Source organism: Chitinimonas viridis (assembly GCF_030409555.1).
GTDB lineage: Bacteria > Pseudomonadota > Gammaproteobacteria > Burkholderiales > Chitinimonadaceae > Chitinimonas > Chitinimonas viridis.
Genome location: NZ_JAUFPU010000019.1, coordinates 210,695 through 226,806 on the forward strand (window position 1 = coordinate 210,695; position 16,112 = coordinate 226,806).

A 16,112-nucleotide genomic window follows, 5' to 3' on the forward strand; every position below is an offset into this window, starting at 1 on the left:
GATCAGAAGCTCGCACTCAGGTTGAACCACAGGCGGCCTTGCTTGCCGTCGTCAGCCCGATAGTTGTTCATTGCGGCGTGGGCGTATTCCACTTTAACCGTGCTATTGCTGGTGGGGTACACCGTCAGTCCGACACCTACGGCACCCAGCTCGTCGCTGCCATTGCGAAAGCCGCGCTGCTTGTAGATGACCCGGCCGTAATCGGCGAACACGCTGGCCTGCGCAGCACGACCGAATAGGGCGATCTGGCGCCTGGCTTCCAGTGTCAGGGCTTCACCGCTGTCGCCACGCATCTCGGATGGCCTGTAGGCCCGTACGCTATCCGGGCCACCGATATCAAACTTATCGCTATCTGGCAGGGTATTGCGGCTGTAGACCCACTGGGCTTTGACGAATACATCCCACTGCTTGCTCAGCGCCGCCGTGGCATCGGCATACGCCTCCAAACGCAGGCGCTCGGCATTCTGCTGCCCAGGCTTGGGAGGGACGATGACCAGCGGGGGATCGTTGGGGTTGACCGGGGGGATGGTGATGCCTGGGTCGGCTGGTTCGTAGCGACGGCCATTGCTGGAGGCGGTCAGGCGCCAATTCCAGGCGGTACCATCCTGGTCGAACCAGCGTTCCCGCCAGGTCAGGCTGGCCAGAGCCAGGTATTTGCGCGAGACGGTGACACCCAGTGCATTCTGCTGCAGCTCGCGGTAGTTGTAGCCCAGGCCCAGGCTGCGATCCCGCTCGCGCGAGCGTAGCAGGGGATAGCTGTAGAGCAGCTCGGAGGTTTCGACCTCTCCCTGCAGCGCCAGGGGCGCCAGGGCACCGCCCACGTCATAGTTTACTCGGGAATGATTCAGGCTGAGGCGTGCGCCTTGATCGCCAATGGGCAGGCTGTAAGACAGCTTGCCGTATTTGAGCAGATCGCGCTCGCTGAGGATGGCACGCAGGCTTAACTGGTCGCCATAACCCAATGGATTGTTGAAGTTGGCGGTCATGTCCAGCCGTGTCTGGCCGATTTCCTTGCGGGCGCCGTTGGTGAGGGCTGCATCGAAGCTGAAACGCTTTTCCTCCACCTGTATCAGCAGGTCGCTGCTACCGTACTGCTTGCCCGGTACCAAGGTGGCGCGGGCGCGCAGTCCAGGCTGGTCGTTCAGCAGCAGCAGCTTGTTTTCCAGTGGAGCCTGGGCAATGGCTTGGCCTGCTGGTAGTTCGCCACCGAATTCCAACAGGAACTGTGCACCGTAGCTGCTATTGCCGGCGACCTTGACCTCTCCCAGCACCCCTTCGACCACGTCTATGCGCACCAGGCCATCTGTTACCCGCTGGGCCGGCACCAGTGCGCGTGCCAGCGGGTAGCCCGCCTGCTGGTAGTGTTCGCTGACAGCGTCGGCGGCGCGGCCCAGATCGTAGAGATTGAGTTCACGGTCCAGAAAACGCTCTAATACACGCTTCAGACGGAATTCCGATATCACCTTGTTGCCACGGAAATCGAAACCATTGACGCGAAAGCGCCGGCCCTTGGGATCGTGCTCGCTGGCGCCGTCGTCACGCCGGAACAGTACCTCGGCCGGTGGCCTGGGTGCGGCTTCCGGCCGCTTGAGCGACCGTTCCACGCTACCTGGCGAGGGCAGGGCAACTGGATCTGCTGCCAGGGCGGGAATGCTGGCAAGCAGGACGATGCTGGGCAGGTGTCGTGGGTTCAAGATGGCGGCTATCCAGAAAGCAGGTTCAACGTAGCATGATAGGCGACAGAGTCGCCTGGCCCATGGTGAATCGTACCCGTCCGCCGTGTTTCAACTAGCCCGCGACACTGAGTACACCTCGATGGCCTCGCGCCGCCCTTTGAGCTTGTGCTGCCCCATGCCTTCAACCTGTGCCTCGGGCCGGTAGCGTATGCCTTCAAAAGTGCTGGGGTTGATCAGGATGTCGCGGCGCAGCTCCTTGGTCAGTGCCTCCAGCCGTGCGGCCACATTCACGGCATCGCCAATCACCGTATAGAGGAAACGGTCCATGGAGCCGACCTGGCCGGCGATCACCTCGCCGGTGCTGATACCTATGCCGCTCTCCAGGCGTATTTCACCGCGCATCTCGCGCAGGTCGTTGAGCTTGCCCAGGCGATCCCGCATGTCAAAGGCGGCGGCGACAGCCGCCCATTCGCGGCCCGGTGCTGCGATCGGCGCGCCGAAGATCACCACGATGGCGTCGCCTATGAAGTTATTGATGTAGCCACCCCAGGGTTTGACTGCTTCTGCCATCTCCGACAGGTATTCGTTCAGGAAGCTGACCACCTGCTCGGGCGTCATCTGCTCCGATAACGTGGAGAAATCGCGGATGTCGGAGAACAGCACGGTGACCTTGAGGCTTTCGCCACCCAGCTTGACCTCGCCGGACAGCAGTTTCTCCCGCACCTCGGGCGACACCACCCGGCCAAAGATATCGCGCTCCCGTTCCCGCTCCTGCACGCTGCGCACCATGTCGTTGAAGGTATTGGCCAGCGAGCCCATTTCATCCTGCCAGTAGGGTAAGGCCTTGGCCTGCTCGTAATCTCCCGCCCGCATGGCCTCTGCCGCATGGGCCAGGGAGTGCACCGGGCGCATCAACAGGCGGGACAGCCCGAAAGCCGCCAGGATGCAGAGGGCGCCTATGCCCAGCACACCCAGGACCACATGCCAGGAGAGTCGGTTAAGCGGGGCTGCAAACACGGCCTGCGGCTCATTTACACCGACTACCCAGCGATGCCGTGCTGGGGCATAGCCGGCAATTTCAGGCTGGCCGCTATAGGGCGAAAAATAGGCGACGCTGCCGGGTTGCGAAGCAGGCACCATCGCACGGGCCAGGTCGGTCAGGTTGAGCGATTCGATGCGGTCCAGCATAAACTGCCGTTCCTTGACGATACGCTGCTCCACCGGCGGCGGCAGCTTGGTCAGGCTGCGGTACAACAGCTTGTCGTCCGGGTGGTAAACCAGCATGCCTTCACGATTGGTGAGGAAGGCATAACGGCTGCTGCTGGAGCGGGCTGACTGCAGAATGCCGGTCACTGCCTCACCACGCAGCTTCAGCACGGCCACGCCAGCCGTCCTGCCCTCGGGGTTGGGTATGGGGGCGGAGAAGAACACGCCGGGTTGGCGGGTGACAGCGCCGACTTCGATATCGGAGATATACAGACTGCCGCCTATGGCCTGCTTGAAGTAATCACGGAAGTGAAAGTCCCGTCCCAGGAACTGGGGATGGCTGGCGACGATGACATTGCCCTTGTCGTTAAGCACCATCAGCAACTCGATGTCGCTGTTGGAGTTGGCAATTTTGCCTAGCTCTGTCTCTACTGCCAGGCGGTTAGCTGGGTTAGCATCGACAATCAACTTGGTCACGGCCTCATGCACAGCCATGTAAACCAAGAAGTGCTGGCTATCAAGTATCAGTTGATCGAGCCTACCGGCGAGACTGGCCGCCAGTTGTTGCAGATTCCGATGTTCGGTTGCTTCCAGGCTGGCAAGGCTACCCTTGAGGGTATAGCTTGAAGCCACCAACATGGGCAACAGGCTGAATAACAGCAGCAAGGCCGCCAGTTTGGCGGCTATGGGCCAGGTGGTCGGGTGGAATGCGCGGGTGGGCGTCTTCATCTTCGCTTTCGGCGGGGCAGACCGGCTTCGGGATCATCAGTTACGCATCACTCATTGAACCTTGTAGCGCATAAATTGCGGTTCTGCTTGCTGGCGTAGTCTAACGGCGCGGGCTATACATTATCGGGCTGTCTGGGAACATATACTCGAAGAAAGTGGTATCCCCATGAAACAACTCTTTGTACGCACCTTCCCTGCACTGGCGGCAGAGTTGGGCGACAACAATATAGACAGCCTGCTGGCGGCGTGTCGACTGGTTGAGTTGGCGCCAGACCGAAAACTGTTTCGTGACCGAATGCCGGTGGAGTCGCTCTATCTGATACTGGAGGGCGAGCTGTCGGTATCGCTGGAAGAAGGCGACAAGGCCTTCTCGCTGGGCACGGCGGGGCCGGGACAATGGCTGGGGGAAGTATCGGTGCTGTCCGGCAGCATGCTGGGTAGTGCGACGGTGACGACCTTGACCCCAGTCAGCGCGCTCAAGCTGCATTTTCAGGACTTTGACCGTTTGATACGCGACAACGACCATATAGCCAATGCCTTGTTGTCCGATCTGATCGGCCTGCTGGCTGCGCGCTTGCGCATCTCGGCGGCTGCCATCGGTAAGCTGGCGGGGAAATAAAGATGGAACTGAAACCATTTCTACGTAACCTGCCGGCCTTTGAGGCCTACAACGATCAGTACACCGATGCCTTGGTAGCGGCCCTGGAGGTGGAGGACTGTCCCGATGGCTTTGTCTTTGTCCATCAAGGCGGATACGGCGGGGCCATGTTCATCATCCTGGAAGGCTCGGTCGGCATCATCCGCCGTGACAGGCCCAACGAGACCGACTACGACGTGCGCGACCTGCGTGAAGGGGAAATCTTCGGCCTGTTGTCGTTGGTGGACGATATGCCGGCTGCCGCCACCTGCGTAGCCCACGGCCCGGTCAAGATCGCTGCCCTGACCCAGGATGGCTTTCATGGCCTGTTCCAATCAGCCCCACCCATCTGCCATCAGCTGCAATTCATGATCGCGGTGCAACTAGCGCGAGATTTGCAGGAACAGAATGAGTTCCTGCGTCGGCATATGGCGCAATGATCAGGCGCGCCCGGGCTTTACCGGGTGGGCTTAGGACGGCGCTGCACCCACGATCTCGGCGTAGCGCAATAGTGCGAGCGGCGGGTAACGGCGTAGCTGGCGGGCGCTCTGGATGTTGACCAGATAGGTAAAGCGGGCGAGCGTGTCGAGTGGCAGCTCGCTCGCCTTGCGTTTACCGCTCAGTATCTGCTCGGCCTTGAAGCCGGCAAATTGCCCTGCCGCATAGTATGGGCTGACCAGCCCAGCCAGGGCGCCGCCTTGGCGCACCGGCTCTTCGGTCGCAGCAAACACTGGCACGCCAGCGACCTGAGCCTGCGTCACTGCGGCAGCAGCATGGGCGATCAGGAAGGAATCCGAAGGTAGGTAGAGCCAATCTGGCTTGTCCGCCAGCAGCTCAGTCAAGGTACTGGCGAGCCCCTGGACGGTGGGTTTGCCATCGGCATCGGTCTTGATGCCTTCGACCTTGACTGTGGCGCCAGCCTGTTGCGCCAGCTTGGTCAGCCTGGCCGATGCCAATACCGAATTCTTCTCGTTCTGGCTGTAAACAATGGCGATGCGCTTGGCCGTGCCAAACCGCAGCATGGCTTGCCACTGCGCCTCGGGTGGGGCCAGATGGCTAACCCCGGTGAGATTGCGCAGGCTGGAGCGGGTATCCGGCGCCAGGCCGGCACCAACCGGGTCGGCCACGATATTGAAGACGACGGGGATGTCGGTGATATGCCGGCTGGGGTCGCGCTGGGCAAAGCTGCCTACCGTTTCGGCCGTGACCGTCGTGCCGAATGTGTAGATCAGGTCTGGCTTAAGTGCTTTGGCCTCAGCCACCATGGCGGGCAGCTTGGCCTTGTCGCTGCCGGCATCGCGGATGATGAAATCGACCGGCAGCTGGCGTTGCAGGTAGTCCATGAAGCCGCGCTCTGCTGCGGTCACGCCACGGTAGAGCAGCAGCATGACCTTATGCCGCCGATCTGCCGCCAAGGCGGGCAGCAGGGGGGCCAGGCCTAGACTCAGGCCGGCTTGTAGCAAGATGCGGCGATTCATGGCCTGCCCTCCGCCAGTTCGGCATCGTTACCATGCAACCACCAGAAGGCCAGGGTAAAGACCGTACTGGTCACCAAGGTCAGTATGCCTATGCCGTAGAAGGCACCCTTGAAGTCGTAGGTGGCAATCAGGGCGCCGGCGATAATGGGGCCAAGCACATTACCCAGGCGCTCTATCAGTCGGAATATACCGGTCGCAGTAGCTTGGCCAACCTCTGCGACGGCGTCTTTGCAGTAGTCCGAGATCAGCGCCAACTGGGGTGAAACACCGATGGCGTGGGCGACGCCCAGCAACAGGATGGCCAGCGCTACGCCCAGCGTGCCGTCCAGGAAATAGATCGCGAACATGGCAGCGGCTGCGGCAAAGCCGCCTATGCTGACAAACCATCGGTGCCGGCCCAGTTTGTCGGCCATCTGAGCGACCAGGGGCGAAAAGGCAATGATGGCGAGGCCATAGGCCATCATGACCCGGCCAACCGCAGACTGGCTGTTACCCAAGGCCTGCAGGTAGAGCGGGGCAGTGTAGTAGAGGAAACCGGTGAGGGCCACCTTGGAGGGGATGGCGGCCAGCACCGTGATGACAAGGAAGGGTCGGTGTGCCAGCAGCAGCTTGATATCGTGCCAGCTGAGCGATTTGCGTACGGCTGCGCCCATGCGGCGACGCGCCAGGAAGCGCAGCACGAAGAGCGCCGCAGCCAGGCTCAGGCCGGCAGACAGCATGAAGGTGGGGCGGTGGCCCAGGCGGTCGGCCAGGATGCCGCCTATGGCAGCACCTGACAGAGAGCCGGCAAAGAAGGTGGCCAGGAACATGGCCATGCCCTTGGTACGCCGCTCTGGTGGTGTATGGTTGGCGATATAGGTCTGGGCGGTCACAAAGACCAGGCCATAGCCGACGGCGGTAAGCGAGCGCCATAGCACCAGATCGATCAAGGTCTGCGAGACGGCCGTGAGCAGCAGGCCCACGGTGGTGATGCCGGCGCCAATGGCGAAGGCGCGGCGATAACCGAGTCTGTCGCACCATAGCCCGGCCCAAGGCATGGCCATGGCCCAGGCAAACATAAAGATGGAGATAGGCAGACCCAGCGCCACTTGGCGTGAGATGCCATAGGCTGGGGAATAAAAACCTTCGACATAGAGCGGGAAAAAGCTCAGCGACAAGGAATCTGAGAAGATCAGCAGGAAAAATGGCCAGCGTACGAAATCGACGGCGCCCGAAAACAGAGTAGGGCGTTCTCCCTCGGCGTGAAAGCGTAGCCCACTGGTACAGGGCTCGAAAGCGTCGCCCAGCTGCACCCGCAGTGCAACGGCGCGTTGATTGAGGCTTTCGGTCAGGGCGTTGTAGCGGGCGTTGAGCCGGCCTATGCCACCAAAGTAGTCACTGGGCAGATAGCGCGAGAAATCACCCTGGCGCACGGCGCGCCAGCCCTCGGCCAGCGCGGCGGAGGGGGCTGCCACCATGGCTGCCATCACAAAACGCATCAGCTCCAGCGCCGTCAGCACCGCCACGATCAGCACGGTAACCAGGTCAAAGAGCAGCTCTCGCAATTGCGCCTCTACCGTGGCGGCCTGCTGCCCCAGGTGCAGTGTGCCCAACTGACCCTGGCTGCCCATGATGGGGAGTGCGGTATCGAGCCAGGGGCCTATGGTGGCGCTGTCGCGGGCAGACCCCGTCCAGCGCTGCTTCAATGGCTCATGCTGGGGGAGGCCGCTGGCATAGAGCCGGCGCCCATGGCGATCGACCACCAACAGGTAACTGATGTCAGGATTGTCGCGCCTGACCTCGTCCAACAGGTTATCCACCCCGATAAGCTGGTCGAAGGGTAGCGCCAGCCTGTCTGCCCGGCTGAGCAACTGCGACACCGAGTCGCCCACCACCAGCACACTGCGGGCCATTTCGGGTTCGATGGCGGTGGCGAATGGGCGGGCCGCCAGCAAGGTAAGGGCCAGTGCGGCGGCAAACAAGAGTGCGGTGGCCAGGATGGCCAGGCGTTTTTGCAGGTGTTCGGTACTCATTGCGCCGCCCCCGCCATTCTTTGCTCGGCTTGCTGCACCGCAGCGACAAAGGCTTGGGTTTCGGCGACCAGGGGGCGTTCATCGGGAGGGAGAGGGTGGCCATCCAGCACCGCCTCGGCAGCGTCGAGCTCGGCCGCCAGGGCGCGGGTAAGCCACCAGGCGCCCAGCCATGCCAGCACCGACGCCGCGAGCATCACCCCCAGCGCGCGCCACATTAACTGGGTAGCCATCGTGCTGGCCGCTGCGGCGACTTCGCGGTCATCATAGACAATGACAACGGCACCGGCCTTGCCGCCAAAATTGTCGGCTATGGTCAGGCCGACTGCAGACTCGTGGTCTGCCCGCCAGTGCCAGATGCCATCGGGCGTACCTGCCTGTATACGCTCATGCCAGCTGGCGCGGCCCTCTTTGGCGGCTTGACCGGCGCCCAGTATGGGCTGGGCGGCGGTGTTCACCACGCCGGCGTAGCGTATGGCGGGCCAGGCCGATTGCAATTCCTTGAACAACAGGGGCAGCCTGGCGTTCTGCTCGGGCGTCAGGCCCAGCGATAGCCCGGCCTCCACCGTCTGTCGTATATCCTTGCCCAATACCAGATAACGGGTCTCGTGCAGGCCCTGTACGGTCTTGCGAAAGTTGGCGTAGTTCAGGAATGACAGCAGGGCGACCACGAAGGCGATCACCAGCGCGAGCAGGCCACCTATGCGGAACCACAGCGGCAAACGTGAGGAAGAGCTTGGCGTCATGCGTATCCGCAGCGATAGTGTCTTCAGGAAGGATCTCGGTCGCGGTCATTGCGCTTCTTCTTGGGCAATGTCCACCACACGATCAGTACCAGCAATAGGCCGGCAATACCTGCTTCCAACAAGAACCATTCCATGATTTGCGCTTGTAATTCATGATCAAGCCACCATCATAGCGGGATACGCCCACCGCCAGAATGCCCTCGATGCAAGCACCTTCCTCCTCAACTACCGCTCTCAAGGCGGATACCCGTCAGCCGCGCAGCGACTGGCAGACACTTAGAACCTTATTCCCTTATTTGTGGCGCTACAAGGGGAGAGTGCTGTTGGCCTTGAGTTGCCTGGCAATAGCCAAGCTGGCCAATGTGTCGGTACCGCTGTTGCTGAAGAGCATCGTCGATCAACTGAGCCAGGGTGGCAATGCCATGCTGGCGGTGCCGGTCGCCATGATACTGGGCTATGGCCTGTTGCGTTTAGGCTCAACGGCGTTTGGCGAACTGCGTGATGCGGTGTTCTCCAAGGTGGCGCAGGGCGCCATACGGCAGGTGGCGCTGGAGACCTTCCAGCATCTACACCGGCTCAGCCTGCGTTTTCACCTGAATCGGCAGACCGGCGGGGTTACCCGGGATATCGAGCGCGGCACGCGGGGTATCGGGTCGCTGTTGAGCTTCATGTTGTTCAACATCCTGCCCACATTGCTGGAAATCGGCATGGTCACGGTCATCCTCATCACTTTGTACGATTGGCGTTTTGCGGCGGCGACCCTGGTGACCATTGCGGTCTACGCCGGTTTTACCATTGCGGTGACCGAGTGGCGCACCAAGACCCGGCGCACCATGAATGAGCTGGACTCCAAGGCCAATATCAAGGCGGTGGATTCACTGCTCAACTACGAGACGGTGAAGTATTTCGGCAACGAGAAGTTCGAGTCCGGCCGCTACGATGAATCACTGCAGCGCTGGGAAAAGGCGGCCATACGCAACGAGGTCTCCATCGGCATACTCAATAGCGGCCAAAGCGGCATCATCGCCGTGGGTGTGACCGGCCTGGTCTGGCTGGCTGCCGATGGTGTGGCGCGCGGCACCATGACGCTGGGCGATCTGGTTGCCGTGAATGCCTTTCTGATACAGCTTTATGCCCCGCTCAACTTCCTGGGCATGGCCTACCGCGAAATCAAGCAGTCGCTGACCGATATGGAGAAGATGTTCAGCCTGCTGCATGAAAACGCCGAAGTACGTGATGCACCCGATGCGATTGCCCTGGATACGCGAGAAGCCAGCGTGCATTTCGAGGGGGTGAATTTTGGCTACGACCCCAAGCGGCAGATACTGCATGAGGTGGATTTCACCATACCGGCAGGCCATACCGTGGCCGTGGTGGGTAGCTCGGGCGCGGGCAAAAGCACGCTTTCGCGGCTGCTGTTCCGTTTTTATGATGTCAACCAGGGTGCCATACGCATCAATGGGCACGACCTGCGTGGTGTGACGCAGGCCAGCCTGCGGGCCATGGTGGGCATCGTGCCGCAGGATACGGTGCTGTTCAATGACACTATCTACTACAACATCGCCTATGGCCGACCTGGTGCCAGCCACGAGGAGATAGTCGAGGCTGCCCGGTCTGCCCATATTCTCGAGTTTATCGAGCGATTGCCGGAGGGCTGGGAAACCACGGTCGGAGAGCGTGGGCTCAAGCTATCCGGCGGCGAGAAGCAACGTGTCGCCATTGCCCGCACGCTGCTGAAGAACCCGCCCATACTGATCTTCGACGAGGCGACGTCGGCGCTGGATTCACGCACCGAACGAGCGATACAGGCGGAGCTGGCCGCCATCTCGGTAAACCGCACCACGCTGGTGATTGCGCATAGGCTATCGACGGTGGTGGATGCCAACGAGATACTGGTGATGGAGCAGGGCCGTATCATAGAGCGCGGTAGCCACCGTGATCTCTTGGCCCAGAGCGGGGCCTATGCCCGCATGTGGGCCTTGCAGCAGAGCGAATCAGAACGCGAGCAGGAACAGGCAGCAGAGGAATCGACGCCGCTGGTGCTGGCTTCAGGACGGTGATGTCAGCTTGACCAGCAGCTCGGCGGCGGCGAGTTTTTCATCCTGCGTGCCGTGGGTCAGCACATGTTCCAGCAAGGCGGCACCGGCTTCCCGCTCGCCTGCACCTATCAACAGCCGCGCCTGCTCCAGCGGCGAGTCGGGGTCGGCGTCGGGGCTGCCTCCCAAGGGGGGGACGTTGATCAGGTGGAGCGGTTCGGGTGGGCGGGTATCGGCTTCGGGCTGGTCCAGCTCGAACACCAGGTCGGGCAGTGGCTGGGGCCGGGGATCCGGTTTGGGCGGCGGCAGGGTACCGGGTGGGGCATCGGCATCCAGCACCTGGTGGAGCATATCGGTGGCGGCTTCGCTGTTGGCGCTGAACAAGGCTTCTTCCGGCATCAGTTCGGCACCCATGATGCGTACCTTGCTCCAGAGTGCCTCGCTGGCAAAGCGCTGGCGAAACTGGCGTGCAAGCACCACAAACTTGTCGGCCAGCCTATGGCCATGCAGTATTTCGAGCAGCTGCATCCAGTTCACCAAGCTGGTGGGATGGGCCGTAATGGCCTCCTCCAGCAAGCTGATTGCCTGGTCCAGTTGGCCATGTGCGGCCAGAACGGCAGCCTCACTGGCCGTACTGTTCAAGACGAAGACGTCCACGTCGAGGCTGGTATGGTTGCCTGGTGAGTGCTCGTACTCCGATGCCCCCCGCGCAGTCTGCATGCCTGGGCGGGCCGTTTCGTCATCCAGGCCATCGCCAAAGTCGAAATTGCGTTCGCCGGCGGCCTGATTGCGTACGCCCGCAGACATGGGTCTGCCAGCGTTGCGGGAGGGTGGTTCCGTACCGTTGATGGCAGCGGCCAATCGTTCGGCTTCACCGCTGCTGTTGGGCTTGCGGCGTGACATCCACATCAGGCCCAAGGCCAGCAGGCCCGATATCGACACCCCCAGCAGGCCTGCGCCCGCCAACTGACGCCACTCGCCCTTGCGCTGTTCAGCCAATGCGGCGGCATGGGCTCGGTCACGTTCATCCAGTTCATCTACCAGCCAGGCTAGCCGCTTATCGAGCTTGTCTATGCGGTCCTGGGCTTCGCGCAACCGGGCTACTTGCTCGGCCGATTGCTCTAATAACTCGTTCTCGCGGGCCAGCATGGCGGTTTGTTCCGGGGTTTGGCCAGGAACGGGGCGAGTGGGGGCGCCAGATATCACGAATCGGTCGTTGTTGATGGGGCTGGCCGTGGCCGCTGGCGTCGCAGAGGGGGCAGGCACGGTCTGTTGTGCGGTAGCCGGGAGGGCAGCCAGTGCTTCCGGCAGCTTGAGCTGCATCCCCGCCGGCAAGGGCTTTTCACCATCGCGCGGTAGCTGGGGATTGAGCTTGCGCATGGCGGCGACCAAGGCTTTCTTCTCGGCCGGTTGGTCGGGGTAGAGGCGCCGGACGATATTGAAGAAGGACTCCCCTGGCTGCACGGTCCAGGCGCCTTGCGCTTCCGCCAAGGGGTTCGCCTGCGGTTGCAGTGGGGGCGGTGGCTTGAAGTCGAAATCGGGGGGGAGGGCTGCCTCACCATTGGCTGGCAGATCGGGGTTCAGGGCACGGGCAGCGGCAATGAAATAGCGCCTGGCATCGGGTTGCCTGGGGTAGCGCTGGCGCGCCATGCCGTAGAGGCTGTTGGCAGGCGTCGCTGCGGTGGCTGCCGCAAATCTGGCCTGTCCTGCCAAGGGCAGGATGGCGGGGGGCGAGGTGGGCTGGATGGAAGACGGTGTAGGCTGGGGGAGGCTGGGCGTGCTGGTCTCGCGTGAGGGCGGGTCCAGCAGCAAGGTGTAATCACGTTTTATCTGGGGGCCGGTACTGCAGCGCAAGCGCAGGCTTAGCCATACCAGCGGCTCATTGAGTGCGCCTGTGCTGGTGATGACTATCCAACCACCGCCTTGCCTGTCCGGCACAAAGTCCAGCAGGGTGCGATGTGCGGGGCCGGTTTCGCCACCTTCGCGCAGGGCGGCATCGATGCAATCGAGGCCCACATGTTCTTCGGACAGGGCCTGCACCCGTACACGGGCATCAAGTAATTGTCCCAGCTGCGAACCGAGCTGCAATTCCCCCAGGCTGGCTGCATGCGCAGGTAAGGCCAATAGCAGTGCCAGACACAGCCGGTTAGGCCGGGTTCGCACAAGCTTGGGCAACAATGCCTGCATGCAGATACTCCCGTTGAATCCGAGCGACTAGCAGTTTATGCGGCCGTGGCTACGCCCCACCAAGCCTGTCTTTCCTGTATAGGCTATCGAACCCCATGTGTGTATAGCGGAGCTCTTTATATTCGGGGTTCGACATGCATATCGGCACAAACCGGGAAAAATACATGCTTTGCAACAAGTACTTGCAATAAAACGAACGGTCGTGCTATAAATCGAAGCGTATTTTACAGACAAGTCAACTCACCACCATGTCTCGCACTGCCAACAAGGGCCACACCACCCGAGAAGCCATACTCGATACCGGCATTGCGCTGGCACGCGAGGTGGGGCTGGGCGCCTTGACCATAGGTGAGCTGGCAGAGCGGGTAGGTATGTCCAAGAGTGGGCTGTTTGCCCATTTTGGTGCCAAGGAGGAGTTGCAACTGGCCGTGTTGCGTGCGGCCCAGGCACGCTTTGACGAGAATGTCTCGCGCCAAGCTTTTCTGGCGCCCAGGGGCTTGGCCAGACTGCGCGAGCTGTACAAGCGCTGGTTGGGCTGGGCGGCATCGAACCGCCAGCCAGGCGGTTGCCTGATGCTGGCGGCTGCCAGTGAGTTCGACGACAGGCCTGGCCCAGTCCGTGACTACCTTGCCCGGCAACAGGAAGGCTGGCTGGCTGGCTTGTCGCGCACGGTCGGTTTCGCGGTGGAGGCAGGCGAGTTGCCTGAGAACACCGATACCGAACAATTTGCGTTTGAATTGTTCGGCCTGATTCTTTCTACCCACCATCACGTCCGGTTGCTGCAGGACGAACGATACTTTGCGCTGGCCCAGGCTGGGTTGGAGCGGCTGATCAATGCCGCTCCCTTGCGCAAGGACTGAACCACCACCCTGAGTACGGAGCCCATCATGCACACTGCCAGCTTGTCTTTTAATAGCACGAACGTTCGTAATTTAATTGCATTGGGGTCGCTGCGTACCGGGTTGAATACCCTGTCGCGGCTGGCACCCAGGCTGGCCATGGCCTGGGCCGAGCGTTTGTTCCTGAGCCCACCCCGCCATGCCTGGCCTGCTGCCGAACAAGGCTGGTTGGCATTGGCAGAGCAAGGCGAACTGCATACGGTGGGTTTGCCCGTGGCCGAATGGGATGGCAAACCCATGCGTACCTACCGCTGGGGTGAGGCGCGCAAGGGCAAGATTGCCCTGATGCATGGCTGGGGTGGCCGGGCTACGCAGTTGCATGCTTTCATTGCGCCACTGACGGCTGCGGGCTACCAAGTAGTGGCCATCGACGCACCTGGCCACGGCGCCAGCCCAGGCAAGCAGGCATCGGTGCTGCACTTTGCCCATGCCCTGGAGCGGCTGGTACGCAATGAAGGTGGCGTGGACGGCTTGATTGCGCACTCACTGGGTGGGGCGGCATCGGTATTCGCTTTGTCCAGCCAGCACCTGCCGGTGGGCCGTGTGGCCCTGGTGTCGCCCAGTGCGGACGTCGCCGCTTACGCACGCCATGTGGGCCGACTGCTCAAACTGGATAACGACATACTGGCCGGCTTGCAGCATCGCATGGAAACCCGCCTGGGCATACGCTGGCAGGACCTGAACGCCGTATCGCTGGCAACCACGCTGGCGCAACCCGCCTTGGTAGTGCATGACCAGGGCGACCGGGAAGTTCCCAGTAGCACCGGTAGTGCGCTGGCATCGGCCTGGCCGGGCGCGCGCTTCACACTGACCAACGGACTGGGGCACAGGCGCATACTGCGTGACCAAGCCGTGGTCGATCAGGTTGTGGCTTTCCTGGCGCACTGAGCGGCTATCAGGGCGCACCGCCTGGTTCTACATATTTGTTCAACAACAGCGGTGTTTGCTTGTCCCGCAACTGGCCCAGGCGCTGCCACAGCTGTTCAGCTTGTTGCGGATGCTTGGTCATGAAGGATTTGCCAAACATCAGGTAGTAGTCGCGCGAGGTAATGGGTGGGTTCATTTTGACCACTCGCGTCTCTTGCCTGCGGGCCAGATAGCTGTCACCGCTGTCTTCCAGGGTGGCGTAGGCATCAATCCGGCCTGTCAGCAGCTTGGTCATGTTCTGGGTGGTGGATTTGGCTGTGTCATCAATAGCGATGCCGAGCTTCTTGAGGTCGTCACCCACTGAAAAGGTGTAGTTGATGCCAACAGGCATGCTGCTGCCGCTCAGTTTGCTGCCATCCCATGCCAGCTTGGCATCCGCACGTTGGTACAGTACGTAGTTGATGGTAGTGATACGACGACTGGAGTCGGGCTTGTCACCACGCATGGGGTAATGACCAAAGGCCAGCCTGTCGTCCTTGAAAGAGAAGATGAAGGCACCGTCGATGAGCCCCGCACCCATATCCTGTAAAAGCCGACGGGCCGGCATGCGGATGAACTCGACCTTGATGCCGATGTCCTGCGCCGCCAGGTCAATCAGATCCACCGCCAAACCTGGGGGGGCTGCTGGCCGCTCGCCGTTACCCATCTGATAAGGGAAGTTTTCGACATCGGAGTAGCCTAGCTTGAGCGTCGTTGCCAGGGCTGGGCCGCCAAGGCAAAGCATCATGGCGACTGCAACACCGCCCAGTTTGTTCCTGATCATGGTGTCCACCCATTGGAGTTCGCCGGCTTGGCCGGTCTGTCGCTTTACTTTAGTCCAACTGGCGGAATAGGGCTCGATTGGCGACTGGGCGGCATAAGCACCTCAGATGGCGCCAGCATCCTTCAACAAGGCCGCCACGGCCTCGGCCATCTGCTGATAGCCCTCAGCATTCGGGTGTATCGCGTCGCTCTTGAGGGCGCCCTGAGTCAGGATATCTTCCAGGGCTTCGGCTTCGAGTGGCACACTGTATTCCTTGGCCAGCTCGGCATAAAAATCCGGCACATCCACCCCGAAACCCGGCTTGGGTGTGGCGATCAGTACCACGGGCAGTTTGCGGCTACGTGCTTCATCCAGCATCTTGCGCAGGTTGCCTACCGTCTCTGCTTCGTCCAGCCGGCGCAGGAAATCATTGCCGCCCAGGCACAGTATCACCAGGCCCGGCTGGGTTTCGTCCAGCACCGTGGCAAATCGGGCCACGCCATCGGCCGTGGTGTTGCCCGGTATGCCGGCGTTTTCCACCTTGCGGCCTATCAGCCCTGCCAGCACGGCAGGGTAGCTGGTTTCAGGTGTGGCGCCGGTGCCAAAGGTGAGGCTGTCGCCGAAGGCCAGTACCGTGGCGGTGCTGGGTAGGCGGGGAAGTTCGGCTTGTTTGCCACAGCTCATTAACAGGGCGAGCAACAGCAAGGCGGCAAGACGGGTGATGAAGGTCATGGTGGGCTCCTTGCTCATCATGTTAGAGCCTGTTGTTTGCGCTGTCTCTCCCACTGAAATCATGCATGGAGGGCTCGGTCGGCCTGCGCATCGTTTACAATCCGCCGA

Annotated in this window: 13 protein-coding genes; 5 read left to right on the forward strand and 8 right to left on the reverse strand. The window is 61.5% G+C overall.

What is annotated here, in order from left to right:
* Positions 1-2: 2 nt before the first annotated feature.
* Complete coding sequence (locus tag QWZ03_RS19580) at positions 3-1,694, reverse strand: ShlB/FhaC/HecB family hemolysin secretion/activation protein (protein WP_290334301.1); 1,692 nt, start codon at positions 1,692-1,694, stop codon at positions 3-5.
* Between the two features lie 90 nt (positions 1,695-1,784).
* Positions 1,785-3,611, reverse strand: a complete 1,827-nt coding sequence (locus QWZ03_RS19585) for a cache domain-containing protein (protein ID WP_290334302.1) — start codon at positions 3,609-3,611, stop codon at positions 1,785-1,787.
* A 166-nt stretch (positions 3,612-3,777) separates the two neighbouring features.
* Between QWZ03_RS19585 and QWZ03_RS19590 the strand changes: the two genes are divergently transcribed.
* Together QWZ03_RS19590 and QWZ03_RS19595 are read left to right on the forward strand one after the other, a co-directional pair.
* The gene (locus QWZ03_RS19590) at positions 3,778-4,230 is read left to right on the forward strand and encodes a Crp/Fnr family transcriptional regulator (protein WP_284195960.1); all 453 of its coding nucleotides are present in this window, start codon (positions 3,778-3,780) and stop codon (positions 4,228-4,230) included.
* A gap of 2 nt (positions 4,231-4,232) precedes the next feature.
* Positions 4,233-4,688 carry a Crp/Fnr family transcriptional regulator gene (locus QWZ03_RS19595; RefSeq protein WP_290334303.1) on the forward strand — a complete coding sequence of 152 codons (456 nt, stop codon included), beginning with the start codon at positions 4,233-4,235 and terminating at the stop codon, positions 4,686-4,688.
* Positions 4,689-4,718: 30 nt separating this feature from the next.
* On the opposite strand, the gene QWZ03_RS19600 is transcribed toward QWZ03_RS19595, so the two are convergent.
* From QWZ03_RS19600 to QWZ03_RS19610, 3 genes are read right to left on the reverse strand one after another with little or no spacing between them, the layout of a single operon-like run.
* Entirely contained in the window at positions 4,719-5,726 is a 1,008-nt protein-coding gene (locus QWZ03_RS19600) for an ABC transporter substrate-binding protein (RefSeq protein WP_290334304.1), read from the reverse strand.
* Complete coding sequence (locus tag QWZ03_RS19605) at positions 5,723-7,738, reverse strand: MFS transporter (protein ID WP_290334305.1); 2,016 nt, start codon at positions 7,736-7,738, stop codon at positions 5,723-5,725. The genes QWZ03_RS19600 and QWZ03_RS19605 overlap by 4 nt, the downstream gene beginning before the upstream one ends.
* Positions 7,735-8,481 (reverse strand): hypothetical protein, encoded by a 747-nt coding sequence (locus QWZ03_RS19610; protein WP_290334306.1) that lies wholly within the window; start codon positions 8,479-8,481, stop codon positions 7,735-7,737. Before QWZ03_RS19610 ends, QWZ03_RS19605 begins: the two co-directional genes overlap by 4 nt.
* Before the next feature lie 203 nt (positions 8,482-8,684).
* On the opposite strand from QWZ03_RS19610, the gene QWZ03_RS19615 reads away from it, so the two are divergent.
* Positions 8,685-10,541 (forward strand): ABCB family ABC transporter ATP-binding protein/permease, encoded by a 1,857-nt coding sequence (locus tag QWZ03_RS19615; RefSeq protein WP_290334307.1) that lies wholly within the window; start codon positions 8,685-8,687, stop codon positions 10,539-10,541.
* On the opposite strand, the gene QWZ03_RS19620 is transcribed toward QWZ03_RS19615, so the two are convergent.
* A complete protein-coding gene (locus tag QWZ03_RS19620) occupies positions 10,530-12,704 on the reverse strand; it encodes a type IV pilus assembly protein FimV (RefSeq protein WP_290334308.1) in 2,175 nt (724 codons plus the stop codon). The genes QWZ03_RS19615 and QWZ03_RS19620 overlap by 12 nt on opposite strands.
* Before the next feature lie 248 nt (positions 12,705-12,952).
* Between QWZ03_RS19620 and QWZ03_RS19625 the strand changes: the two genes are divergently transcribed.
* Both QWZ03_RS19625 and QWZ03_RS19630 read left to right on the forward strand, forming a co-directional pair.
* Positions 12,953-13,564, forward strand: a complete 612-nt coding sequence (locus QWZ03_RS19625) for a TetR/AcrR family transcriptional regulator (RefSeq protein ID WP_290334309.1) — start codon at positions 12,953-12,955, stop codon at positions 13,562-13,564.
* A 102-nt stretch (positions 13,565-13,666) separates the two neighbouring features.
* Complete coding sequence (locus tag QWZ03_RS19630; protein WP_290334310.1) at positions 13,667-14,491, forward strand: alpha/beta hydrolase; 825 nt, start codon at positions 13,667-13,669, stop codon at positions 14,489-14,491.
* A 7-nt stretch (positions 14,492-14,498) separates the two neighbouring features.
* On the opposite strand, the gene QWZ03_RS19635 is transcribed toward QWZ03_RS19630, so the two are convergent.
* Together QWZ03_RS19635 and QWZ03_RS19640 are read right to left on the reverse strand one after the other, a co-directional pair.
* Positions 14,499-15,293, reverse strand: coding sequence for a substrate-binding periplasmic protein (locus QWZ03_RS19635; protein ID WP_290334312.1), 795 nt, complete (start codon positions 15,291-15,293; stop codon positions 14,499-14,501).
* Positions 15,294-15,395: 102 nt separating this feature from the next.
* The gene (locus QWZ03_RS19640; protein WP_290334313.1) at positions 15,396-16,004 is read right to left on the reverse strand and encodes an arylesterase; all 609 of its coding nucleotides are present in this window, start codon (positions 16,002-16,004) and stop codon (positions 15,396-15,398) included.
* Positions 16,005-16,112 lie beyond the last annotated feature (108 nt).

Bases quoted from the DNA above. Each gene is read 5' to 3' on its own strand.
- QWZ03_RS19635 (WP_290334312.1), bottom strand. From the start codon at position 15,293: ATGATCAGGAACAAACTGGGCGGTGTTGCAGTCGCCATGATGCTTTGC.
- QWZ03_RS19595 (WP_290334303.1), top strand. From the start codon at position 4,233: ATGGAACTGAAACCATTTCTACGTAACCTGCCGGCCTTTGAGGCCTAC.
- QWZ03_RS19615 (WP_290334307.1), top strand. From the start codon at position 8,685: ATGCAAGCACCTTCCTCCTCAACTACCGCTCTCAAGGCGGATACCCGT.
- QWZ03_RS19585 (WP_290334302.1), bottom strand. From the start codon at position 3,611: ATGAAGACGCCCACCCGCGCATTCCACCCGACCACCTGGCCCATAGCC.
- QWZ03_RS19620 (WP_290334308.1), bottom strand. From the start codon at position 12,704: ATGCAGGCATTGTTGCCCAAGCTTGTGCGAACCCGGCCTAACCGGCTG.
- QWZ03_RS19605 (WP_290334305.1), bottom strand. From the start codon at position 7,738: ATGAGTACCGAACACCTGCAAAAACGCCTGGCCATCCTGGCCACCGCA.
- QWZ03_RS19590 (WP_284195960.1), top strand. From the start codon at position 3,778: ATGAAACAACTCTTTGTACGCACCTTCCCTGCACTGGCGGCAGAGTTG.
- QWZ03_RS19625 (WP_290334309.1), top strand. From the start codon at position 12,953: ATGTCTCGCACTGCCAACAAGGGCCACACCACCCGAGAAGCCATACTC.
- QWZ03_RS19640 (WP_290334313.1), bottom strand. From the start codon at position 16,004: ATGACCTTCATCACCCGTCTTGCCGCCTTGCTGTTGCTCGCCCTGTTA.
- QWZ03_RS19600 (WP_290334304.1), bottom strand. From the start codon at position 5,726: ATGAATCGCCGCATCTTGCTACAAGCCGGCCTGAGTCTAGGCCTGGCC.
- QWZ03_RS19610 (WP_290334306.1), bottom strand. From the start codon at position 8,481: ATGACGCCAAGCTCTTCCTCACGTTTGCCGCTGTGGTTCCGCATAGGT.